Source organism: Pseudomonas iridis (assembly GCF_017980685.1).
GTDB classification, from domain to species: Bacteria; Pseudomonadota; Gammaproteobacteria; order Pseudomonadales; family Pseudomonadaceae; genus Aquipseudomonas; species Aquipseudomonas iridis.
In genome coordinates, this window is record NZ_JACXXO010000006.1 from 41,941 (window position 1) to 62,497 (window position 20,557).

The 20,557-nt window shown below is 59.9% G+C and carries 22 protein-coding genes; 11 read left to right on the forward strand and 11 right to left on the reverse strand.

Features of this window, described 5'->3' with window-relative positions; genetic code table 11:
- Positions 1-76: 76 nt before the first annotated feature.
- Complete coding sequence (locus IEQ42_RS12270) at positions 77-280, reverse strand: twin transmembrane helix small protein (protein ID WP_115147881.1); 204 nt, start codon at positions 278-280, stop codon at positions 77-79.
- Positions 281-350: 70 nt separating this feature from the next.
- On the opposite strand from IEQ42_RS12270, the gene IEQ42_RS12275 reads away from it, so the two are divergent.
- The 5 genes from IEQ42_RS12275 to IEQ42_RS12295 are packed head-to-tail and all read left to right on the forward strand — an operon-like array spanning position 351 to position 4,259.
- Positions 351-1,091, forward strand: coding sequence for an SURF1 family protein (locus IEQ42_RS12275; protein ID WP_210703726.1), 741 nt, complete (start codon positions 351-353; stop codon positions 1,089-1,091).
- The gene (locus tag IEQ42_RS12280; protein WP_210703727.1) at positions 1,057-1,650 is read left to right on the forward strand and encodes a hypothetical protein; all 594 of its coding nucleotides are present in this window, start codon (positions 1,057-1,059) and stop codon (positions 1,648-1,650) included. The genes IEQ42_RS12275 and IEQ42_RS12280 overlap by 35 nt, the downstream gene beginning before the upstream one ends.
- A gap of 10 nt (positions 1,651-1,660) precedes the next feature.
- Positions 1,661-2,740, forward strand: coding sequence for a COX15/CtaA family protein (locus IEQ42_RS12285; protein ID WP_210703728.1), 1,080 nt, complete (start codon positions 1,661-1,663; stop codon positions 2,738-2,740).
- Positions 2,728-3,627 (forward strand): heme o synthase, encoded by a 900-nt coding sequence (cyoE, locus tag IEQ42_RS12290; RefSeq protein WP_042556967.1) that lies wholly within the window; start codon positions 2,728-2,730, stop codon positions 3,625-3,627. Before IEQ42_RS12285 ends, cyoE begins: the two co-directional genes overlap by 13 nt.
- Positions 3,624-4,259, forward strand: coding sequence for an SCO family protein (locus tag IEQ42_RS12295; RefSeq protein WP_042556966.1), 636 nt, complete (start codon positions 3,624-3,626; stop codon positions 4,257-4,259). The genes cyoE and IEQ42_RS12295 overlap by 4 nt, the downstream gene beginning before the upstream one ends.
- Before the next feature lie 279 nt (positions 4,260-4,538).
- On the opposite strand, the gene IEQ42_RS12300 is transcribed toward IEQ42_RS12295, so the two are convergent.
- The 3 genes from IEQ42_RS12300 to IEQ42_RS12310 form a co-directional block, all read right to left on the reverse strand.
- The gene (locus IEQ42_RS12300; RefSeq protein ID WP_042556965.1) at positions 4,539-5,309 is read right to left on the reverse strand and encodes a MetQ/NlpA family ABC transporter substrate-binding protein; all 771 of its coding nucleotides are present in this window, start codon (positions 5,307-5,309) and stop codon (positions 4,539-4,541) included.
- A gap of 77 nt (positions 5,310-5,386) precedes the next feature.
- Positions 5,387-6,061, reverse strand: coding sequence for a methionine ABC transporter permease (locus tag IEQ42_RS12305; RefSeq protein ID WP_042556964.1), 675 nt, complete (start codon positions 6,059-6,061; stop codon positions 5,387-5,389).
- Entirely contained in the window at positions 6,061-7,068 is a 1,008-nt protein-coding gene (locus IEQ42_RS12310) for a methionine ABC transporter ATP-binding protein (protein ID WP_042556963.1), read from the reverse strand. The genes IEQ42_RS12305 and IEQ42_RS12310 overlap by 1 nt, the downstream gene beginning before the upstream one ends.
- 262 nt (positions 7,069-7,330) lie before the next feature.
- On the opposite strand from IEQ42_RS12310, the gene katE reads away from it, so the two are divergent.
- The gene (gene katE / locus IEQ42_RS12315) at positions 7,331-9,472 is read left to right on the forward strand and encodes a catalase HPII (protein ID WP_210703729.1); all 2,142 of its coding nucleotides are present in this window, start codon (positions 7,331-7,333) and stop codon (positions 9,470-9,472) included.
- 80 nt (positions 9,473-9,552) lie between these two features.
- Here the strand turns inward: katE and IEQ42_RS12320 are convergent, their stop codons facing one another.
- From IEQ42_RS12320 to IEQ42_RS12335, 4 genes are read right to left on the reverse strand one after another with little or no spacing between them, the layout of a single operon-like run.
- Positions 9,553-10,266, reverse strand: a complete 714-nt coding sequence (locus tag IEQ42_RS12320) for a PA5502 family lipoprotein (protein ID WP_210703730.1) — start codon at positions 10,264-10,266, stop codon at positions 9,553-9,555.
- Positions 10,267-10,303: 37 nt separating this feature from the next.
- Complete coding sequence (znuB, locus tag IEQ42_RS12325) at positions 10,304-11,092, reverse strand: zinc ABC transporter permease subunit ZnuB (RefSeq protein WP_042556960.1); 789 nt, start codon at positions 11,090-11,092, stop codon at positions 10,304-10,306.
- Entirely contained in the window at positions 11,085-11,870 is a 786-nt protein-coding gene (znuC, locus tag IEQ42_RS12330; protein WP_042556959.1) for a zinc ABC transporter ATP-binding protein ZnuC, read from the reverse strand. The genes znuB and znuC overlap by 8 nt, the downstream gene beginning before the upstream one ends.
- Entirely contained in the window at positions 11,870-12,352 is a 483-nt protein-coding gene (locus tag IEQ42_RS12335; RefSeq protein ID WP_042556958.1) for a Fur family transcriptional regulator, read from the reverse strand. The genes znuC and IEQ42_RS12335 overlap by 1 nt, the downstream gene beginning before the upstream one ends.
- A gap of 66 nt (positions 12,353-12,418) precedes the next feature.
- Here IEQ42_RS12335 and IEQ42_RS12340 point away from each other — a divergent pair, with 66 nt between their 5' ends.
- Positions 12,419-13,339, forward strand: coding sequence for a zinc ABC transporter substrate-binding protein (locus IEQ42_RS12340; protein WP_210703731.1), 921 nt, complete (start codon positions 12,419-12,421; stop codon positions 13,337-13,339).
- 91 nt (positions 13,340-13,430) lie between these two features.
- Here IEQ42_RS12340 and IEQ42_RS12345 read toward each other — a convergent pair whose 3' ends face one another.
- Entirely contained in the window at positions 13,431-14,384 is a 954-nt protein-coding gene (locus tag IEQ42_RS12345; RefSeq protein ID WP_210703732.1) for a homoserine kinase, read from the reverse strand.
- 60 nt (positions 14,385-14,444) lie between these two features.
- Positions 14,445-14,735, reverse strand: a complete 291-nt coding sequence (locus tag IEQ42_RS12350; RefSeq protein ID WP_042556955.1) for a DUF2782 domain-containing protein — start codon at positions 14,733-14,735, stop codon at positions 14,445-14,447.
- 74 nt (positions 14,736-14,809) lie between these two features.
- Here IEQ42_RS12350 and polA point away from each other — a divergent pair, with 74 nt between their 5' ends.
- The gene (gene polA / locus IEQ42_RS12355) at positions 14,810-17,614 is read left to right on the forward strand and encodes a DNA polymerase I (protein ID WP_210703733.1); all 2,805 of its coding nucleotides are present in this window, start codon (positions 14,810-14,812) and stop codon (positions 17,612-17,614) included.
- A 329-nt stretch (positions 17,615-17,943) separates the two neighbouring features.
- Here the strand turns inward: polA and yihA are convergent, their stop codons facing one another.
- Positions 17,944-18,588, reverse strand: coding sequence for a ribosome biogenesis GTP-binding protein YihA/YsxC (gene yihA / locus IEQ42_RS12360; RefSeq protein WP_150617002.1), 645 nt, complete (start codon positions 18,586-18,588; stop codon positions 17,944-17,946).
- 217 nt (positions 18,589-18,805) lie between these two features.
- On the opposite strand from yihA, the gene IEQ42_RS12365 reads away from it, so the two are divergent.
- The 3 genes from IEQ42_RS12365 to IEQ42_RS12375 all read left to right on the forward strand — a co-directional run bounded on the left by IEQ42_RS12365 (position 18,806) and on the right by IEQ42_RS12375 (position 20,550).
- Positions 18,806-19,063, forward strand: a complete 258-nt coding sequence (locus IEQ42_RS12365) for a c-type cytochrome (protein ID WP_042561931.1) — start codon at positions 18,806-18,808, stop codon at positions 19,061-19,063.
- Positions 19,064-19,108: 45 nt separating this feature from the next.
- Positions 19,109-19,720, forward strand: coding sequence for a c-type cytochrome (locus tag IEQ42_RS12370; protein WP_210703734.1), 612 nt, complete (start codon positions 19,109-19,111; stop codon positions 19,718-19,720).
- Positions 19,721-19,908: 188 nt separating this feature from the next.
- Positions 19,909-20,550 carry a thiol:disulfide interchange protein DsbA/DsbL gene (locus IEQ42_RS12375; protein ID WP_042556951.1) on the forward strand — a complete coding sequence of 214 codons (642 nt, stop codon included), beginning with the start codon at positions 19,909-19,911 and terminating at the stop codon, positions 20,548-20,550.
- Positions 20,551-20,557: the final 7 nt, after the last annotated feature.

Sequence of the window (20,557 nt, forward strand, 5' to 3'; positions counted from 1 at the left end):
CAACAGCTGCAAGCAGCGAGCTCCAAGCTCCAAGCTCCAAGCTCCAAGCTTGCAGCTCAAAGCTAGAAGCTTGCAGCTACCACCGCACGTGGGACACCAGTTGGCCGCTGTAGAAACCCCAGGCAATCAAGCCGACGGTTCCGGCGGCCAATGCCACCCGAACACTCAAGGCGATGACCAGACGATTCGAGCTGCTGTCGTCCTTGACCAGGAAAAACAGGCCGCTGAACAGGCTGATCACCGTGGCAATCAGCATCAGGACGATAGCTGTTTTGAGCATGGGAAGACTCCGGGGGACAGGCGATGCAGTTGAGTATAGCGATCGCGACGACTGACTTTGTGGCGCAAGCATGAAGCGCTTTCGCCCGGGTGTGATTCCGACCGTGGTGGTGGCGTTGCTGCTGCCGCTGCTGGTGTCACTGGGTTTCTGGCAACTGGGCCGTGGCGCGGAGAAAACCACCCTGCTCGCCACTTATACCGAACGCCGCGCCACCGAGCCGATGGCCAGCAGCGAACTACTGACCAGCGCCGACCCGGCCTATCGTCGCGTGCATCTGCAGGGCCAATTCGATGGTGCCCACAGCCTGTTACTCGATAACCGCCAGCGTGACGGCAAAGTCGGGGTCGAAGTACTGCAACCGTTTCAGGATCAGCGCAGCGGCCTGTGGCTGCTGGTCAATCGCGGCTGGCTGCCGTGGCCGGATCGCCGCGTACCGCCGCAATTCAGCACGCCAACCGAATCGCTGAATATCGACGCCTGGGTTTATATCGCCCCCGGCGCGACTTTCCAGTTGCACGCCGACCCGGTCAGCCAGACCTGGCCGCAAACCATCACCGCCGTCGAGCCGGCCAAACTGTGGAAAACCCTCGAGCGCGACGGCTACGCCTATGAATTACGCGCCGAACCCGGCCCGGCCAGCTATCAAGCCGATTGGCCGGTGGTCGCGATGGGCCCGGAAAAACACCTCGGTTACGCCGTGCAGTGGTTCGCCATGAGCATTGCACTGCTCGCTCTCTACCTCTATCTCGGCTGGCACAACGCCAAGGAGAAACACCATGGGAACGGCCATGAATCCACCCAGCATGTCTGAAGCCAAAGTCCCGGTCAGTCGCCGACGCGGACGCATGCAACTGTTGCTGATCGTGCTTGGTGTAGTCGGCCCGATGCTTCTCGCCACCGGCATGTACAAATTGCAGTTCTGGGTGCCGGAAGGTCGCAGCTATCACGGTGAACTGCTCGGCAACGGCCAGACCCGCGCCGACCTCGGCGTGCAAACCGATGAACAACGCTGGCAGATGCTGGTGACCGCGCCCAAGGACTGCTCGGTGGATTGCCAGCAGTTGGTGTATCTGGCGCGGCAGATCCAGATCGGCCTCGGTCGTGAGGCCGGGCGCGCCACCCATGCCCTCGCCGCCGCGCAGCCGTTGAGCAGCGACTACGACGCCAAACTGACCCGCGAATATCCGCAGCTGCAACGTTATCCGCTGGATGCTGCGACGTTCAGCAAGACAACAGGGGACAACGCGACGCCGCAGCTGTGGATCATCGATCCGCACGGCAACCTCGTGCTGCGCTACGGCCCGAACGTAAAGGGTAAGGATCTGCTCAACGACCTGCGCCACCTGCTGAAACTGTCGAACATCGGATAAGGGCATCGTCATGGCCAAACCTGGATTTCGCCTCGCGCTGTTTGCCACCCTGCTGGCACTGGTTGTGGTGCTGCTCGGCGCCTACACACGCCTGACCCACGCCGGCCTCGGTTGCCCGGACTGGCCGGGGTGCTACGGATTTATCAGCGTGCCGAAAAGCGAAGCCCAACTGGCCCATGCCGAACTGCATTTCCCCGAGGCGCCGGTCGAAGCACACAAGGGCTGGAACGAGATGATCCACCGCTACTTCGCTGGCGCCCTCGGCCTGCTCATCTCGGTGCTGGCCGGTCGCGCGTGGGTCAATCGGCGTCATCCGGGCCTGCCATTGAAACTGCCACTGTTCTTGCTGGCGGTGGTCATCGCACAAGCCGCGTTCGGCATGTGGACAGTGACGCTCAAGCTCTGGCCACAAGTGGTCACCGGGCATTTGCTCGGTGGTTTCGCGACGTTGAGTCTGTTGTTTTTGCTGACCCTGAGATTGTCCGGTGTACTGCCGGCGCTGACCGTGCCAAAGCGTTTGCAGTACTGGGCGACGGCGGGACTGTTGCTGGTGATCGGCCAGATCGCCCTCGGTGGCTGGGTCAGTTCCAACTACGCGGCGGTGGCCTGCATCGACTTCCCGACGTGCCATGGCGAATGGCTGCCACCCGCTGATTTCGCCAATGGCTTTCATCTGACCCAGCATATCGGCCCGAATTACCTGGGCGGACAACTCGACAGCGACGCACGCACGGCGATTCATCTGACCCATCGCATCGGCGCGCTGCTGGTAACGCTGGTGCTGCTCGGTCTGGCCTGGCAACTGAAAGTGGTTGGCATGACCCGACTGGCCGGCCTGGTGCTCATCGCCCTCGCCGCGCAAATCACCCTCGGCATCAGCAACGTGGTGTTCCATCTGCCGCTGCCAATCGCCGTCGCCCACAACGCGGGCGGCGCAGCACTGTTGTTGTCGATGGTGCTGGTCAATTATCACGCGCGCACCAGTCTGGTTCGGGTCAAGCAGCCGCTGATTGCGCGGTGGCGCTTGAGCCCGCGTAAACACTCGGCGGCGCCCATCACCATAAAAGGAGAAACGCCGTGGCGATTCTGATTGGCGAACGTCCCGCGCAGGCGTTGTGGCGCGATTATCTGGAGCTGACCAAACCGAAAGTGGTGGTGCTGATGCTCATCACCTCGCTGGTCGGCATGTTTCTCGCGACCCGCGCCGGGGTCCCGTGGACGGTGCTGGTGTTCGGCAACCTGGGGATTGCGCTGTGTGCCGGCGGCGCGGCGGCGGTCAATCATGTGGTGGATCGACGCATCGACGCGCTGATGGCGCGCACCCACAAACGGCCGTTGGCCGAGGGCCGGGTTTCACCTGCCGCCGCGCTGACGTTTGCGCTGGTATTGGCGCTGCTGGGGCAGGCGTTGTTGCTGACCTTCACCAATCCGCTGACGGCTTGGCTCACCTTGGCGTCGCTGCTAGGTTACGCGGTGGTTTACACCGGTTTCCTCAAACGCGCGACGCCGCAGAACATCGTCATCGGTGGTCTGGCCGGCGCCGCACCGCCGCTGCTCGGCTGGACCGCCGCCACTGGCCATGTCAGCGCCGAACCGTTGCTGTTGGTGCTGATCATTTTCGCCTGGACCCCGCCGCACTTCTGGGCGCTGGCGATTCATCGCAAAGAGGAATACGCCAAGGCCGATATCCCGATGCTGCCGGTCACCCACGGCGAGCACTACACCAAAGTGCACATTCTGCTGTACACCTTTGCGCTGCTGGCCGTGAGCCTGCTGCCTTATGTGATCCACATGAGCGGCATGCTCTACCTCATTTGCGCCCTCGCCCTGGGCGCGAGGTTTCTGCAATGGGCCGTGGTGCTGTACCGTGGCACTCGGCCGCACGCGGCGATCAACACCTTCAAGTACTCTATTTATTACTTGTTCCTGTTGTTCATCGCCCTGCTCGTAGACCACTACTTACTGTTGAACCTATGACTCGAACCCAGAAAACCGTTTTCATCCTCGTCGCCGTGGTCGCGTTGATCCTCGGCCTTACCGTCAACAAAGTGCTGAGCGGCAAGGGCCAGGGCGACCCGACCGCGCTGATCGACGCCGGCATCATCCTGCTGCCGCAGAGCCGCAATCTGCCGGACGTGACGATGACCGATCAGGACGGCAAACCGGTCGCGATCAATGAACTCAAGGGCAAGTGGAGTCTGCTGTTTTTCGGCTACACCTTCTGCCCGGATATCTGCCCGACCACCCTCGCGCAACTGCGCCAGATCAAAAGTGAACTGCCGAAGGACGCTGTGGACAAGTTGCAGATCGTGCTGGTCAGCGTCGACCCGAACCGAGATAACCCGAAGCAGTTGAAGCAGTATCTGGGCTACTTCGATCCGCAATTCATCGGCCTGACGCCAACCTCGATCGAAGAACTGCAGAAAGTCGCCAACGCGGTGAGCATTCCGTTTATTCCAGCGGACACCAGCAAGCCGAATTACACGGTGGATCACAGCGGCAATCTGGCGGTAATCGGGCCGGACGGCACGCAGCGCGGGTTTATTCGGGCGCCGCTGAACAACGCCAAACTGGTGGCGCAGTTGCCGGTGATGCTCAATCGCAAGTGAGATTTAAAAGCCAAAGCCCCTCACCCTAGCCCTCTCCCGGAGGGAGAGGGGACTGAATGGGGGATGCTGATGAAATACGCCGACGTGAGAGTACTGTGGCGAATCCATAATCGACTGGATCTTTCAGGTCGATGCATAGCGCCAGACACCTCGGTCGGCCCCCTCTCCCTCGGGAGAGGGCTGGGGTGAGGGGAAGATTCACAGCGGATCTCAAGCCGAACACCCGCCATAAAAAAGGGGCGCATCAAATGCGCCCCTTTTTCATTGCAGCAATCTGAATCAGAACGCCGGCAACACCGCACCCTTGTACTTCTCGGTAATGAATTGCTTCACCTCCGGGCTGTGCAGGGCAGCAGCCAGTTTCTTCATCGCGTCGCTGTCCTTGTTGTCCGCACGGGACACGAGGATGTTCACGTAAGGCGAGTCGTTACCTTCAATCACCAGCGCGTCCTTGGACGGATCGAGCTTGGCTTCCAGCGCGTAGTTGGTGTTGATCAGCGCCAGATCGACCTGAGTCAGCACACGCGGGATGGTCGCGGCTTCCAGTTCGCGGAACTTCAGGTCTTTCGGGTTTTGCGCGATGTCTTTGATGGTCGACAGGATGTTGGTCGGGTCCTTCAAAGTGATCACGCCAGCCTTGGCCAGCAGCAACAGCGCACGGCCGCCGTTGGTGGCGTCGTTCGGGATGACCACGTTGGCGCCGCCTGGCAATTCTTCGATCTTCTTGATCTTGCTCGAGTACGCGCCCAGTGGTTCCAGGTGTACGCCGGTCACGGCAACCAGGCTGGTGCCCTTGGCCTTGTTGAACTCATCGAGGTACGGCTGGTGCTGGAAGAAGTTGGCGTCCAGACGCTTTTCGGCAACCTGTACGTTCGGCTGAATGTAGTCGGTGAAGACCTTGACCTTCAGATCCACGCCTTCTTTGGCCAGTGCAGGCTTCACGAATTCGAGGATTTCAGCGTGCGGCACCGGGCTGGCGGCAACGGTCAGGGTTTCGGCGTGGGCCGAGAATGCCGCAACGGCAGCGAAAGCAGCGATCAGTTTTTTCATTCAGCTAACTCCTTATGAGGCGCCCGTCTGGCGCCTGCCAGCGAATGGCCGGCTCATCTCTTGATTACAAAAACCGGTTATTTGCGCGAGAAATGCACGACCAGTCGGTCGCCTACCATTTGCAACACTTGCACCAGGATCAGCAGCAACACCACTGTGACGATCATCACGTCGGTCTGGAAACGCTGGTAGCCGAAACGGATCGCCAGGTCGCCCAGGCCACCGGCACCCACCACACCGGCCATCGCCGTGTAGGAAACCAGTGTAATCGCTGTCACGGTAATCGCTGCGAAGATGCCCGGACGGGCCTCTGGCAGCAACGCGTTGACGATGATCTGCCGAGTGGTCGCGCCCATCGACTGGGTCGCCTCGATGATGCCGCGATCGACTTCACGCAGTGCAGTTTCCACCAGACGCGCGAAGAATGGCGTTGCACCCACCACCAGCGGCGGAATCGCACCGGCCACGCCCAGCGAGGTGCCGGTGATCAGCACGGTGAACGGGATCATCACGATCAGCAGAATGATGAACGGCAGTGAGCGCAGGATGTTCACCGCCAGCGACATGAACGCGTAGACACCGCGGTTTTCCAGCAACTGACGCGGGCTGCACAAAAACAGCAGTACGCCCAGCGGCAGACCGAGCAGCACGGTGAACAGCAGCGAACCGCCGAGCATCAGCATCGTGTCGCCGGTGGCCAGCCAGATTTCGTACCAGTCGATATTGGCGAAAAAGCTCATAAAGGCTTCCATTAACGCAGGACCTCCATGTGAACGTCAGCGGCGGTGAAGCGGGCGAACGCCGCTTCCATGTCGCCACCGGTGACGGCGAGGGTCAATTGCCCGTACGGAACGTCTTTGATGCGATCGATACGACCGGCCAGGATGCTGTAGTCGACACCGGTCTCGCGGGCGACGGTACCGAGCAACGGCGCGTAGGTCGCTTCTCCCTGGAAAGTCAGACGCACGATACGGCCCGGCACGTGAGCGAAGTCATCGCGCTGTTCGCTTTCGTCGATCTGCTCGCTTTCCTGCACGAAACGCTTGGTGGTCGGGTGCTGCGGATGCAGGAACACATCGGCCACCGAACCTTGCTCGACGATCACGCCGGCATCCATCACACCGACCTGATCGCACACGCGGCGGATGACGTCCATCTCGTGGGTGATCAGCACGATGGTCAGTTTCAGCTCGCGATTGATCTCGGCCAGCAGTTGCAGGACCGAGGCCGTGGTCTGCGGGTCGAGAGCGCTGGTGGCTTCGTCGCACAGCAGAATCTTGGGCTTGGTCGCCAGAGCGCGGGCGATGCCGACACGCTGCTTCTGGCCACCGGACAACTGCGCCGGGTACTTCCTGGCGTGGTCGGAAAGACCGACCCGCGCCAGCAACTCGGCCACACGTTTGTCGATTTCGCTGCTCGACAACTCGCCGGCCAAGGTCAGCGGCAACGCAACGTTGTCGGCGACAGTCTTGGACGCGAGCAAGTTGAAGTGCTGGAAGATCATCCCGACTTGCTGGCGGAAACGGCGCAGGCCGTTGGCGTCCAGCGCGGTGACTTCTTCGCCGTCGACGAAGATCTTGCCGCCACTGGATTCTTCCAGGCGATTGATCAGACGCAGCAGGGTACTTTTTCCCGCGCCGGAATGGCCGATCAGACCGAAGACCTGACCGTTCTCAATCGAGAGACTGGTCGGGTGCAGGGCGGGGATGTCCTTACCGGCGACGCGGTAAGTCTTGTGGACGTTTTGAAACTCGATCACGTAGCGAACCTTGTGGGGCGCGTTAGAAAAGGATCAGCGGTTAGCCGGGCGCGCATTTTAGCCTGTCCGTATAGAGGTTCTTAGCATTTATTTCGCATTTAACCTTCGAATTGGCAATAAGAAGATCAAAGGTCATAAAAAAGGAACGCTCGTTCCTTGTCATCGGTCACTACTTAAGCGACTTGAAACCCTGGGTGCCGTGCCCGGGAACCACTCAAGAGTCCTCGGCACGTCCCGGGGTCAAACGAGGAGTTTACGTCTGATGAGTACCAAGAAACCTGCCCCTGCAAAAAGTGAAATGGCCGGAACCGATACCCCGGATCGCGCCAACACCAACGCCAAGCTCGACAGTCTGGAGACATTTCGCTCCGACGCCACCGGCCAGGCACTGCGCACCAACCAAGGCGTGAAGGTTGCCGACAACCAGAACACCCTCAAGGTCGGTGAACGCGGGCCGTCGCTGCTGGAAGACTTCATCATGCGTGAAAAAATCACGCATTTTGACCATGAACGTATCCCGGAACGTATCGTCCACGCCCGCGGCACCGGGGCTCATGGTTTTTTTCAAGCCTATGAAAATCATGCTGCGCTGACCAAAGCCGGATTCCTACAGGACCCGGGGAAGAAAACCCCGGTGTTCGTCCGCTTTTCCACAGTGCAAGGGCCACGCGGTTCCGGCGACACCGTGCGTGACGTGCGCGGTTTTGCCGTGAAGTTCTTCACCGACGAGGGCAATTTCGACCTGGTCGGCAACAACATGCCGGTGTTTTTCATTCAGGACGCGATCAAGTTCCCGGACTTCGTCCACGCGGTAAAACCTGAACCGCACAACGAAATCCCTACCGGTGGCTCGGCTCACGACACCTTCTGGGACTTCGTGTCGCTGGTGCCGGAGTCGGCGCACATGGTCATCTGGGCGATGTCCGACCGGGCGATCCCGAAGAGCCTGCGCAGCATGCAGGGCTTTGGCGTGCACACCTTCCGCCTGATCAACGCCGAGGGCAAATCGCGCTTCGTCAAATTCCACTGGCGCCCGACTGCGGGGACTTGCTCGCTGGTGTGGGACGAAGCGCAGAAGCTCGCCGGTAAAGACACCGACTATCACCGTCGCGACCTCTGGGAAGCCATCGAGATGGGCGACTACCCGGAATGGGAGTTGGGCGTGCAGATCATCGAGGAGGAAAAAGAGCACGATTTCGACTTCGACATCCTCGACCCGACCAAGCTGATCCCGGAAGAAATCGTGCCGATCACGCCGCTGGGCAAAATGACCCTCAACCGCAACCCGGACAACTTCTTCGCCGAGACCGAGCAGGTTGCGTTCTGCCCTGGCCACATTGTTCCGGGTATCGACTTCTCCAACGATCCGCTGCTGCAAGGTCGGCTATTTTCCTACACCGATACGCAAATCAGCCGACTCGGTGGGCCGAACTTTCATGAGCTGCCGATCAACCGTCCGGTGGCGCCGTTCCACAACGGTCAGCGCGATGCTCAGCACCGCACAACGATCGACAAGGGGCGCGCCTCTTACGAGCCGAACTCGATTGACGGCGGTTGGCCGAAAGAAACGCCACCGGCCGCGCAGGACGGTGGTTTCGAGAGCTATCCGGAACGCATCGACGCCGCCAAGATCCGTCAGCGCAGCCAGTCGTTCAGCGATCACTTCTCGCAGGCAACCTTGTTCTTCAACAGCATGAGCGAGCATGAGAAGGAACACATCATTGCCGCTTACAGCTTCGAGCTGGGCAAGGTTGAGCGCGAGTTCATCCGTGCACGGGAAGTGAACGAAATTCTGGCGAACATCGATCTGGAACTGGCCAAGCGCGTGGCGGAAAATCTCGGTCTGCCGGCACCCACCAAAGGCACGGTCGAAGCGCGCAAAACGTCTTTCGATCACTCACCGGCGCTGAGCCAGGCCAATTTGTTGCCAGAAAACATCAAGACGCGAAAAGTAGCGATTCTTGCTGCCAACGGCGTCGATGGTGCGGCGATTGATGCGATGAAGAAAGCACTGGCCGCCGAAGGCGCGCACGCTAAATTGCTCGGCCCGACCTCGGCGCCGGTAAAAACCGCCGATGGCAAAAGCCTGCCGGTGGATGCATCGATGGAAGGCATGCCTTCCGTGATTTTCGATGCGGTGTTCGTGCCGGGTGGCGCGGCGTCGATCAAAGCGTTGAGCGGTGACGGCGTGGCGTTGCATTACGTGCTGGAGGCGTACAAGCACTTGAAGGCGATTGCCTTGCACGGCGAAGCCAAGCAATTGCTGGATGTGCTGAAGCTGGAGGCAGATGCCGGGTTGCTCGAGGGTAAGGACGTCGGGGCGTTGACCAAACCGTTCTTTGCCGCGATCGGGCAGCATCGGGTTTGGGCGCGGGAGCCTAAGGCGAAAGCCGTTCCGGCTTAAAAGCAAAGGATCGCAGCCATCGGCTGCTCCTACATGGGTTCACATTCGCCCTGTAGGAGCTGCCGGAGGCTGCGATCTTTTTACGGTTTACGCGGACTCAGCACCATCTGCGCCGGCACCGTGCGCAGAATCTGCTTCTCGATCTTCAGATCAAAGTCCGGATTCAATTTCTTCACACGCTTGGTCAGCAAATTCGCCAACCAGGGATAGTCATTGGTACGTGGTACCTGAATAGTCACCGCACACTCGTAATTCACTACATCGGCGGCGATCGCATCCAATTGGCGGCGAAGTTTGTGAATATCGGTGATATTCAGCGCAACCGTGGTGCTCTCTGCTGTTGGATCAATCACTTTGGCTTTCGGCCTGGCTTCCGCCGCGAGCAACGCCGCCTCGGCTTTTTCAAGCTCGGCCTTGCGTGCTTCGGTAATGGCGCCGTTGACGCCACCGGTCAGCGCCGGGGCCTTGGGCATCAAAACACGTGCACGGCTCAAAGCAGTTGCAGCAGCGTTTACATCACCCTTTTGCAGGACAATTTGGCTGCGACGCAGATACGCCTCGGCCAATTGCCGTTGATATTGCTCAAGGGATTGATCGTTGAGGGTTTCAGTCTGCAAAGTGGCCAACTGGGCTTCGGCAGTGGCCAATTCGCTGCTGGCCAGGCTTTGTTCCAGCTGCGCGATGGCCGTAGCCCGCGCATCGGGGACTTCAGCCACCGGCGGCGTGCTTTGGCAGGCGCCCAGCAGCACTGAAAATGCGACAAGGAGCAGATAACGGGAGGCGAACGGCTTCATTCCTGCGACTCTCTAATTGCGCAAAAAGCGGCCAAGTCTACACCCCACGACGAGGCAGAACAAAACTCAGCAGAAACAGTGCGGCCGCCGTCACAACGATTGACGGCCCCGCCGGGGTGTCCTTGAACCATGACAACGCCAGCCCGCCACACACGGCGAGCATGCCCAGCAGGCTCGCGCCCAGCGCCATCTGCTCCGGTGAACGAGCGTGACGCTGTGCCGCAGCCGCCGGAATGATCAACAGCGAAGTAATCAGCAATACGCCGACGATTTTCATCGCCACCGCGATCACCACCGCGATCAACAACATCAGCGCCATGCGCAAGCCCGCGACCGGCAGGCCTTCAACCCTGGCCAGTTCCTCGTGCACGGTGATCGCCAGCAGCGGCCGCCACAGCGTCACCAGTAACACCAGCACCGCCGCGCTGCCGCCGAGGATCCATGCCAGGTCAGTCGGGCTGATCGCCAGCAGGTCACCGAACAGATAGGCCATCAGGTCGATCCGCACTTCATGCATGAAGCTTAGTACGACAAGCCCGAGAGAGAGCGTGCTCGGTGCGAGAATTCCCAAAAGCGTGTCGGATGCCAGCGGCTGACGCTGTTGCAACGTGACCAGCAACACCGCCAGCAGCAGGCAGCCGACCGTGACCGCAACCGTCGGGCTGACATCCAGCAGGAAGCCCAGCGCCACGCCGAGCAATGCGGCATGGGACAAGGTATCGCCGAAATACGCCATGCGCCGCCATACCACAAACGAACCAAGCGGCCCTGCGACCACCGCCAGCGCCAGACCTGCAAGCAGGGCATACAACAGAAAATCAGCCATGCTTGCAGTTGTCTCCATGAACGTGGGGCTGGCCCGAAACCGGGCCCTTGACCACTGAACCGTGCAGGTCGTGGGCGTGGTCGTGGTGGTGGTGATAAATCGCCAGGCTCGGCGCGTTCTTGCCGAACAGCTCGACAAACGCCGGATCGCCGCTGACTTGCTCTGGATGCCCAGAGCAGCAGACGTGACGGTTGAGGCAGACCACCTGGTCGGTGGTGCTCATCACCAGATGCAAATCGTGGGAAACCATCAGTACGCCGCAGCCGTGGCGATCGCGCAGTCGGGTGATCAGGCTGTACAGCTCCGCCTGGCCGGCGACATCAACGCCTTGCACTGGCTCATCGAGCACCAGCAGTTCCGGTTCGCGCAGCAGGGCTCGGGCGAGCAGTACGCGCTGCATTTCACCACCGGAAACGCTCTGCACCGGGCTGTCGATGACGTGCTCGGCGCCGACTTCTTTCAGCGCCGCCAGTGCACGCGGGCGATCAACGCCGGGCACCAAACGCAGAAAACGCAGCACCGAGAGCGGCAAGGTCGGATCGACGTGAAGCTTTTGCGGCATGTAGCCGACGCGCAGTTTCGGCTTGCGCCAGACGCTGCCACTGTTCGGTTTCAACAATCCGAGCACGGCGCGCACCAGCGTGGTCTTGCCCGCGCCATTGGGGCCGATCAGGGTGACTATCTGCCCCGGCTCGACACTCAGCTCGATGTTGTCCAGCACGGTTTGTCCGCCAAACGTGACGGCGACTTGCTCCAGACGGATCAGCGCATTGCTCATCAAGCCCCCTGGCAACCGGAGCACAGGCCGACCACTTCGACGGTCTGCGCTTCGACGATAAAACCGACATCCATGGCGCTGTTGATGATTGCGTCACTGATCACTTTTTGCTCAAGCTCGATGGCAGCGTGACATTCGCGGCAGATCAGGAACTGGCCCTGATGCGCATGTTCCGGGTGCACACAGCCAACAAAGGCGTTGAGCGAGGAGATGCGATGCACCAGGCCGTTTTCCAGCAGGAAATCCAGCGCCCGGTACACGGTCGGCGGCGCGGCACGGCGGCCGTCCTGCTCGCTCAGCACCGCCAGAATGTCGTAGGCACCCAGCGGTTTATGGCTTTGCCACACCAGCTCCAGCACTCGGCGGCGCAACGCAGTCAGGCGCAAGCCTTTCTGTGCACACAAAGTATCGGCCTCCGACAAAGCGCTGTGCACGCAATGAGAGTGGTCGTGGGGACGGCTGGCGATCGGTGTAATAGGCATGGGCGGCGACGAGTTTTGATAGAGACGTTATTATGTTACCCGTTCTCGCCTCCTTGAGTGGTCATCGTGTCCCGACTTTTTTCTGTTTTTGTGGCGTTTGTCGCCAGTTTTCTGCTGATCGGTTCGGCTCAGGCCGAGGTCAAAGTGCTCACCAGCATCAAACCGCTGCAGCTGATTGCCGCAGCCGTGCAGGACGGCGTGGCGATTCCCGAGGTACTGCTGCCGCCGGGTGCCTCGCCGCACAACTATGCGCTGCGTCCATCCGACGTACGGAAGGTGCAATCGGTGGATCTGCTCTACTGGATCGGCCCGAGCATGGAAGGTTTCCTGCCTCGCGTGCTGAACGGTCGTACGCTGCCGAGCGTCGCGGTGCAGGATCTGCCGGGGATGAAACTGCGCCATTTCGCTGAAGACAGTCATTCCCACGCCGAAGAAGCCGACGATCATGACCACGATCACCGTCCGGGCACGCTGGATGCGCACTTGTGGTTATCGCCGGTGAACGCGCGGGTGATTGCCGACAAAATGGCCGCTGATTTGAGTGCAGCTGATCCGGCGAATGCCGAGCGCTATCAGAGTAACGCCAAGGCTTTCGACGAGCGTCTTGATGCGTTGGATCTGCGTTTGAAGAAGCGTCTGGCCAGCGTTGAAGGCAAACCGTACTTCGTCTTTCACGAAGCGTTCGACTACTTCGAAGACGCTTACGGCTTGAAGCATACCGGCGTGTTCAGCGTGGCGACCGAGGTGCAGCCGGGTGCCCAGCATGTCGCTGCGATGCGCAAGCGTTTGCAGGAAGTGGGCAAGACCTGCGTGTTCAGCGAGCCGCCATTGCGCCCGCGTCTGGCGGAAACGCTGGTCGCCGGCCTGCCGGTGAAACTGGCGGAACTGGATGCATTGGGCGGTTACACCCCGGCGACGGCTCAGGGATATGAGCAGGTGCTGGAGAAGCTGGGCAATGATTTGGCGGGTTGCCTGGAGTCGTTGTAACCCCGGCATTCGTGTTGCCCCCATTCGCGAGCAGGCTCGCTCCCACAAGGATTAATGAAATCCTGTGGGAGCGAGCCTGCTCGCGAAGCTTTCAAAGGGCAAAAGGCAGATGAATGCTAACCATCTGCCGCTGCGCCAAGCGCTGCTCAAACTCCTGCGGATCGTGAATCAACACGTCCTGCCCGGCAAACTGTTCGGCCGCGATCAACCGCGACAGCCAGAACCGCACACACGCCACTCGCAGCATGGTCGGCCACAACTCAGCCTCTGCCGCCGTAAACGGCCGTAGCGCCGCGTAGGCGCCGAGGAAAGCACGGGCACGCGGGCCATCGATCAGACCATCATCGTCCGAACACCAATCGTTCAACGCAATCGCCACGTCATAGAGCATCGGGCCCGAACAGGCGTTGTAGAAGTCGATCAGCCCGGTCAGATGCGTGCCTTCGAACATTGCGTTGTCGCGAAACAGGTCGGCGTGAATATTCGCCCGAGGCAGCGCGAGAATCTTGTCCTTGCGCGCAGTGATTTCATCCAGCGCCTTTTGCAGCAACGCGCGCGGCGCATCGCTCAGGTGCGAGAGCAACGCGGTGCCCTCCTCCAGCATCCAGTCGAGGCCACGATCGGTCTTGCGCTTGATCATGTGCTCACCCTGGGTCGCCAGGTGCAGATGCGCCTGCAACTCGCCGACCTGCGCGCAATGCTGGGCGTTGGCGACCTTGATGTGCTTGCCAGCCAGACGCGGCTGCAGCAGTGCCGGTTTGCCTTTGAGTTCACGCAACGCCACGCCGTCGGTGGTGCGCAGTGCATACGGCACCGGCAGATCGGCTTCGTGCAGCACGTCGAGCAGGTCGATGAAGAACGGCATCTCCTGCACCGGGCCGCGCTCGACCAGGGTCAGGACGAATTCGCCCTGCTCCAGGCTGATGAAGAAATTGGTGTTTTCGCTGCCGGCGGCAATCCCCTGGAAATCAAGCAGACGGCCAAGCCCGTAAGGGGCGAGAAAGGTTTCCAGCTCGGGCCGAGCCAGGGGGGTGAACACAGACATGGTTAAAAACTGCTCAGTTCGGGCGCCGCGATCAACGCGGCGCCGATTAAAATTAAGAGACTACTTCCATTCGAAAATCTTCCACGACGGAATCAGCATATCCGGCTGATCCGAGCGAATGAAATTCGCATCCGTCCCGTCTGCGCGCACAAGAAAGTACGGTGGTGCGCCCTTCGGCGTGACTTTGATCGCATACAGGAAACCGTTTTGTCGATACTCCTGAATGGTCTTGTCGCCTTCCGTGCGAATGGTAACTTCGGGGTCCCCCGTCGGCGCATCATCCGCCGCCATCGCGGCCAATGGTGAAGCAGCAATCAACCCGACCAGCAGCAAGCGATTTAACGTACGCATGATAACCTTGTCCCTTTGTCGTCAACGGTCCCGCTATTCTAGCGCCGGGCCCGCCGAAAAGGTTGATTCTGCTCATGAGCCAAGCCCCCCTCGTCCTGGTGGACGGTTCGTCTTACCTGTACCGCGCTTTCCACGCCCTGCCTCCTTTGACCACCTCCAAAGGTCTGCCGACCGGTGCGGTCAAGGGCGTGCTGAACATGCTCAAAAGTTTGCGCAAACAGTACCCGGACAGTCCGTTCGCCGTGGTTTTCGACGCCAAGGGCGGCACATTTCGCGATGAGATGTACGCCGAATACAAGGCCAACCGCCCGAGCATGCCCGACGACATGCGCGTACAGATCGAGCCGCTGCACCAGAGCGTGATCGCCCTCGGCTTCCCGCTGCTGTGCGTGGAAGGCGTCGAGGCCGACGATGTGATCGGCACGCTGGCCCGCAGCAGTGCGGCGGCGGATCGTCCGGTAATCATCTCCACCGGCGACAAGGACATGGCGCAACTGGTCGATGGCCACATTACCTTGGTCAATACCATGTCCGGTAGCTCGATGGACGTGGAGGGCGTGAAGGAGAAATTCGGCGTCGCTCCGGAGCAGATCATCGATTATCTGGCGTTGATGGGTGACTCTTCCGACAACATTCCGGGCGTTCCCGGCATCGGCCCGAAAACCGCATCCGGCCTGCTGGTCGGCGTCAACGGTGGCCTGACCGAACTGTATGCGCAGCTCGACATCGTGCCGACCCTGCCGATTCGCGGCGCCAAGACCCTGCCGGCCAAGCTCGAAGAACACAAGGAGATGGCATTCCTCTCCTATCAACTGGCGACCATCAAGATCGACGTGCCGCTGGACATCGAACTCGACGATTTGCAGATGCGCGCCGAAGATCCGGCCAAGCTCTACGAGCTGTACACGCTGCTGGAATTCAAGAGCTGGATCAACGATCTCGATCGCGACGCCAAACGCCTGGAGCTAAGCAGCGCTGCGGCGCCTGAGCCGGCGGGTGATCTGTTCAGCGCGCCAGAGGCCGAAGCCCCGGCCGCTCCGGCTGAAGCTGCTTACGAAACCATCCTCGATCAGACGCGTTTTGACGTCTGGCTGGAAAAACTCAAGAACGCCAAACTGTTCGCCTTCGACACTGAAACCACCGGTATCGATGCACAGCAGGCACAGCTTGTCGGTCTGTCGTTCGCGGTGCAGGCCAACGAAGCGGCATACATTCCGCTAACCCACTCCTACATCGGCGTGCCGGAGCAACTGGATCGCGACACCGTACTGCGCGCGCTCAAGCCGATTCTCGAAGACCCGAACAAACTCAAGGTCGGCCAACACGCCAAGTTCGACATGAACATTCTGGCCAACTGCGCCATCGGCGGCGATCAGAACGAAGGCATCACCGTGCGCGGCGTCGCCTTCGACACGATGCTTGAGTCCTACGTGCTCAACTCCACCGCCACCCGCCATGACATGGACAGCCTCGCGCAGAAGTACCTGGACCACACCACCGTGAGTTTCCAGGACATCGCCGGCAAAGGCGCCAAGCAACTGACCTTCGACCAAATCGCGCTGGAACAGGCCGGGCCGTATGCCGCCGAAGACGCCGACATCACCTTGCGTTTGCACCAGACGCTGTTTGAAAAACTCAGCGCCATTCCAAGCCTGGCCAGCGTGCTGACCGACATCGAGATTCCATTGGTACCGGTGCTGGCGCGCATCGAACGCCAGGGCGCATTCGTCGATGCCGAGCTGCTCGGTATCCAGAGCATTGAGCTGGGCAACAAGATGGTCGCGCTGGAGCGCGAAGCGTTCGAAATCGCCGGGGAAGAATTCAACCTGGGCTCGCCCAAGCAGCTCGGCGTGATTCTCTACGAGAAACTCGGCCTGCCGGTTTTGAAGAAAACCGCCAAGGGCCAGCCGTCCACCGCCGAAGAAGTCTTGGCGAAACTGGCCGAAGACGATCACCGCTTGCCGAAAGTGCTGATGGCGCATCGCTCCATGAGCAAGCTGAAAAGCACCTACACCGATCGCCTGCCGGAGCAGATCAACCCGCGCACCGGGCGCGTCCACACTTCGTACCATCAGGCCGTGGCATCGACCGGGCGCCTGTCCTCCAGCGATCCGAACCTGCAGAACATTCCGGTGCGTACCGCTGAAGGCCGACGCATCCGTCAGGCCTTCGTCGCGCCAAAAGGCTACAAACTGCTGGCGGCGGACTATTCGCAGATCGAACTGCGGATCATGGCCCACCTGTCCAAGGACGAAGGCTTGATGAACGCCTTCCGCAACAATCTGGATGTGCACACCGCCACCGCTGCCGAAGTGTTCAAGGTCGAGCTCAACGAAGTGACTTCCGACCAGCGCCGTGGCGCCAAGGCGATCAACTTTGGCCTGATCTACGGTATGGGCGCACAGAAACTCGGCAAGGACATTGGCGTCGACACCAAGACCGCCAAGGCTTACATCGACACCTATTTCGCGCGTTATCCGGGCGTTCGCGAGTACATGGATCGCACCCGCGCACAGGCTGCGGATCAGGGTTATGTCGAAACGTTCTTCGGCCGTCGCCTGTACTTGCCGGAAATCAACTCCAACAAGCCGCAGGAACGTGCTGCCGCTGAACGCACGGCAATCAACGCGCCGATGCAAGGCACGGCAGCCGACATCATCAAGAAAGCCATGGTCGCGGTGGATAACTGGCTGACGACATCCGGGCTGGACGCGCGAGTCATCCTGCAAGTGCACGATGAACTGGTGCTGGAGGTTCGCGAGGATCTGGTGGATCAGGTCAGCGCCGAAATTCGTCAGCATATGAGCGAAGCGGCGAAGCTGGATGTGCCGCTGCTGGTCGAAGTGGGTGTGGGCAATAACTGGGATGAGGCGCACTAAGCCATTTTGGGCTGGTTTTGCTGCGGCTTCACGCCGCGGCAAACCCGTTGGAAGGTGCTTAGTCCGAATAGCGCTTGGGCTTATTCCAAAGCTTTTTGAAAAAAATCTGAACTAATCTTGCAGCTCACTACTCAGAGTTACTGAATGGCTGGTGAAGCCCTTCAATGCTCCTATGTTGTGTTAAGTGTTGGCAGATATCTGAACCCCGCCCTAGCGGTTCGGAACTTAAACCCCGGAATTTCTCCCTCCCCACTGAAATCCGGGGCTTTTTTTGCCCAAAAATCGGCTGTGGTGCTACGCAAGACACCACAGACAATTTTGAAATCCTTTTACTCAGACGCCGCTTCGGCGCCCTTGTCGGCCAATTCCATCCAGTCCGCCAACACAGTGTAAGCCTCTTCCAGGCCCATGCGTTTTGGCGCCGAGAACAGCTGGATAGTCACCAGATCTCCCCAACCCTTACGAATTTCCGCCTGAACCTTGAGCAGCGTGTTCTTCGCTGCGCCGTAGGTCAGCTTGTCCGCTTTGGTCAGCAGAATGTGCATCGGCATGCCGGCCGCAACCGCCCAGTCGAGCATCAGCAGGTCGAAGTCGGTCATTGGATGACGGATGTCCATCATCAGAATCAGACCCTTCAAACTCTCGCGGCCACCCAGGTAAGCCTCAAGGTGACGCTGCCAGTGCATCTTCAGCGGGATCGGTACTTTTGCATAACCGTAGCCCGGCAGGTCGACCAGACGACGATCTTCGTCTAGCTTGAAGAAGTTCAACAGCTGTGTGCGACCCGGAGTTTTCGAGGTACGCGCCAGGCTGGCGTGAGTCAGGGTGTTCAGGGCGCTGGATTTGCCGGCGTTGGAACGACCGGCAAATGCCACTTCAAAGCCTTCGTCGTCGGGGCACTGATCGACTTTGGCGGCACTGAGCATGAACGTGGACTGTTGGCACAGGCCGAGGATGGGATTTTTGAGCTGCATGGGATTTCCGATGTGGGCGGCGCCGGGAATGGGCGCGGAACGCGGTGTCGCTTCCGTTTCAGTGACGCCAGTATATAATGCCGCAGATTTTGTGTGTGCTTTGTCCCAGCGAAGGACGAAGTTTACGAGAGCGACAGACCTTGATTGCGCATTAGAACGCAAAACGCTCTCAACCCTGAAAAGGTCGTTTAAATGGCTGCTGGCTGCCGGAGTCTTGATGCCGCTTTGCAGCGCACAGGCTACACAGGATCCGGAAGCCGTGTACAACCGTGTTTGTAGTGCCTGTCATTCCGGCCAACTACCCATGGCGCCCGAAAGAGGCGATCAGGCAGCTTGGACGCCGAGGTTGGCGAAAGGTATGGAGACGCTGGTGCAACACGTGACCCAGGGTTTCAAGGCGATGCCGCCGCGTGGTTTGTGCATGGACTGCAGTGCCGAGGATTACCAAGCCATCATCCTTTGGATGAGCGAGTAAGCCCGGTCCATAACTCTTAACCCTTAGCCGTAGTTGGATTAGCTGATGAACAAATTGATCGTGAGTCTGCTGTTGACCGTGGGAATCTCAGGCTTCGCCCATGCTGCCGGTGATGCCGCAGCAGGTCAGGCGAAAGTCGCTGTATGCGGAGCCTGCCATGGCCCGGACGGGAACAGCATGGCGCCAAACTTTCCAAAACTGGCCGGTCAAGGTGAACGCTACCTGACCAAGCAGCTACACGACATCAAGTCGGGCAAGCGCGTAGTCCTGGAAATGACTGGTCTGTTGACCAACCTCAGCGATCAGGATCTGGCCGACATGGCTGCCTACTTCGCCAGCCAGAAAGGCAGCGTCGGCGCCGCCGATCCCAAGCTTGTGGCACGCGGTGAAGCCCTGTTCCGTGGTGGCAACCTGCCCAAGGGCCTGCCAGCCTGCACCGGTTGCCACTCGCCCAATGGCAGCGGCAACGCCGCTGCCGGCTTCCCGCACCTGGGTGGTCAACACGCTTCATACATCGCCAAGCAGCTGACCGATTTCCGCAAGGAAGAAGGCGGCCGTACCAACGATGGTGACACGATGACCATGCAGACCATTGCCAAGCGCCTGAGTGATGAAGACATCGCCGCGGTCTCCAGCTACATTCAGGGCCTGCACTAAGAGCCCTGGCTGCAACGGACATCTCGCGCAACGTTAACGCTCGATTAATCCGTCGCAGCAAGTATAAAAAGGGTGGCTTTGGCCGCCCTTTTTTGTGGCCGCTGCCGTTACACTACAGAACTCATGCCCGCCAAGGCCTGTCTGAAAACAGGTCGCGCGAGGCGACCCAATTTGTCCAGGAGTAAAGCATGCGTAATCTGATCATCAGCGCCGCCCTCGTCGCTGCCAGCCTGTTCGGCGTGACTGCCCAGGCCGCTGAAGCCCCTGCCGCCCCTTATGTAGAGCTGAGCAATCCGGTACCGGTTGCCGTGCCTGGCAAGATCGAAGTGGTAGAGCTGTTCTGGTACGGCTGCCCGCACTGCTACTCCTTTGAGCCAGTGATCAATCCGTGGGTTGAAAAACTGCCGTCCGACGTCAACTTCGTGCGTATTCCAGCCATGTTCGGCGGCCCATGGGACGCTCACGGCCAGATGTTCCTGACGCTGGAAGCAATGGGTGTCGAACACAAGGTTCACAGCGCTGTGTTTGAAGCGATCCAGAAGCAGCACAAGAAGCTGATCGACAAGAACGACATGGCTGACTTCCTCGCCACTCAAGGCGTGGACAAGGACAAGTTCCTCGCCACTTTCGACTCTTTCGCCATCAAGGGTCAGATCGTAAAGGCTCGCGAACTGGCCAAGAAGTATGAAATCACCGGCGTGCCAACCATGATCGTCAACGGCAAATATCGCTTCGACATCGGCTCCGCCGGTGGTGCCGAGCAAGCGCTGAAACTGGCTGACCAACTGGTTGCCAAAGAGCGAGCCACCAACAAGGCCGCTGCCAACTAAGCGCGGC

What these genes read in the sequence shown, in the direction of transcription:
- IEQ42_RS12270 (WP_115147881.1), bottom strand. Translation starts at nt 280, where the DNA reads ATGCTCAAAACAGCTATCGTCCTGATGCTGATTGCCACGGTGATCAGC.
- IEQ42_RS12275 (WP_210703726.1), top strand. Translation starts at nt 351, where the DNA reads ATGAAGCGCTTTCGCCCGGGTGTGATTCCGACCGTGGTGGTGGCGTTG.
- IEQ42_RS12280 (WP_210703727.1), top strand. Translation starts at nt 1,057, where the DNA reads ATGGGAACGGCCATGAATCCACCCAGCATGTCTGAAGCCAAAGTCCCG.
- IEQ42_RS12285 (WP_210703728.1), top strand. Translation starts at nt 1,661, where the DNA reads ATGGCCAAACCTGGATTTCGCCTCGCGCTGTTTGCCACCCTGCTGGCA.
- IEQ42_RS12295 (WP_042556966.1), top strand. Translation starts at nt 3,624, where the DNA reads ATGACTCGAACCCAGAAAACCGTTTTCATCCTCGTCGCCGTGGTCGCG.
- IEQ42_RS12300 (WP_042556965.1), bottom strand. Translation starts at nt 5,309, where the DNA reads ATGAAAAAACTGATCGCTGCTTTCGCTGCCGTTGCGGCATTCTCGGCC.
- IEQ42_RS12305 (WP_042556964.1), bottom strand. Translation starts at nt 6,061, where the DNA reads ATGGAAGCCTTTATGAGCTTTTTCGCCAATATCGACTGGTACGAAATC.
- katE (WP_210703729.1), top strand. Translation starts at nt 7,331, where the DNA reads ATGAGTACCAAGAAACCTGCCCCTGCAAAAAGTGAAATGGCCGGAACC.
- IEQ42_RS12320 (WP_210703730.1), bottom strand. Translation starts at nt 10,266, where the DNA reads ATGAAGCCGTTCGCCTCCCGTTATCTGCTCCTTGTCGCATTTTCAGTG.
- znuB (WP_042556960.1), bottom strand. Translation starts at nt 11,092, where the DNA reads ATGGCTGATTTTCTGTTGTATGCCCTGCTTGCAGGTCTGGCGCTGGCG.
- znuC (WP_042556959.1), bottom strand. Translation starts at nt 11,870, where the DNA reads ATGAGCAATGCGCTGATCCGTCTGGAGCAAGTCGCCGTCACGTTTGGC.
- IEQ42_RS12335 (WP_042556958.1), bottom strand. Translation starts at nt 12,352, where the DNA reads ATGCCTATTACACCGATCGCCAGCCGTCCCCACGACCACTCTCATTGC.
- IEQ42_RS12345 (WP_210703732.1), bottom strand. Translation starts at nt 14,384, where the DNA reads ATGTCTGTGTTCACCCCCCTGGCTCGGCCCGAGCTGGAAACCTTTCTC.
- IEQ42_RS12350 (WP_042556955.1), bottom strand. Translation starts at nt 14,735, where the DNA reads ATGCGTACGTTAAATCGCTTGCTGCTGGTCGGGTTGATTGCTGCTTCA.
- polA (WP_210703733.1), top strand. Translation starts at nt 14,810, where the DNA reads ATGAGCCAAGCCCCCCTCGTCCTGGTGGACGGTTCGTCTTACCTGTAC.
- yihA (WP_150617002.1), bottom strand. Translation starts at nt 18,588, where the DNA reads ATGCAGCTCAAAAATCCCATCCTCGGCCTGTGCCAACAGTCCACGTTC.
- IEQ42_RS12365 (WP_042561931.1), top strand. Translation starts at nt 18,806, where the DNA reads ATGCCGCTTTGCAGCGCACAGGCTACACAGGATCCGGAAGCCGTGTAC.
- IEQ42_RS12370 (WP_210703734.1), top strand. Translation starts at nt 19,109, where the DNA reads ATGAACAAATTGATCGTGAGTCTGCTGTTGACCGTGGGAATCTCAGGC.
- IEQ42_RS12375 (WP_042556951.1), top strand. Translation starts at nt 19,909, where the DNA reads ATGCGTAATCTGATCATCAGCGCCGCCCTCGTCGCTGCCAGCCTGTTC.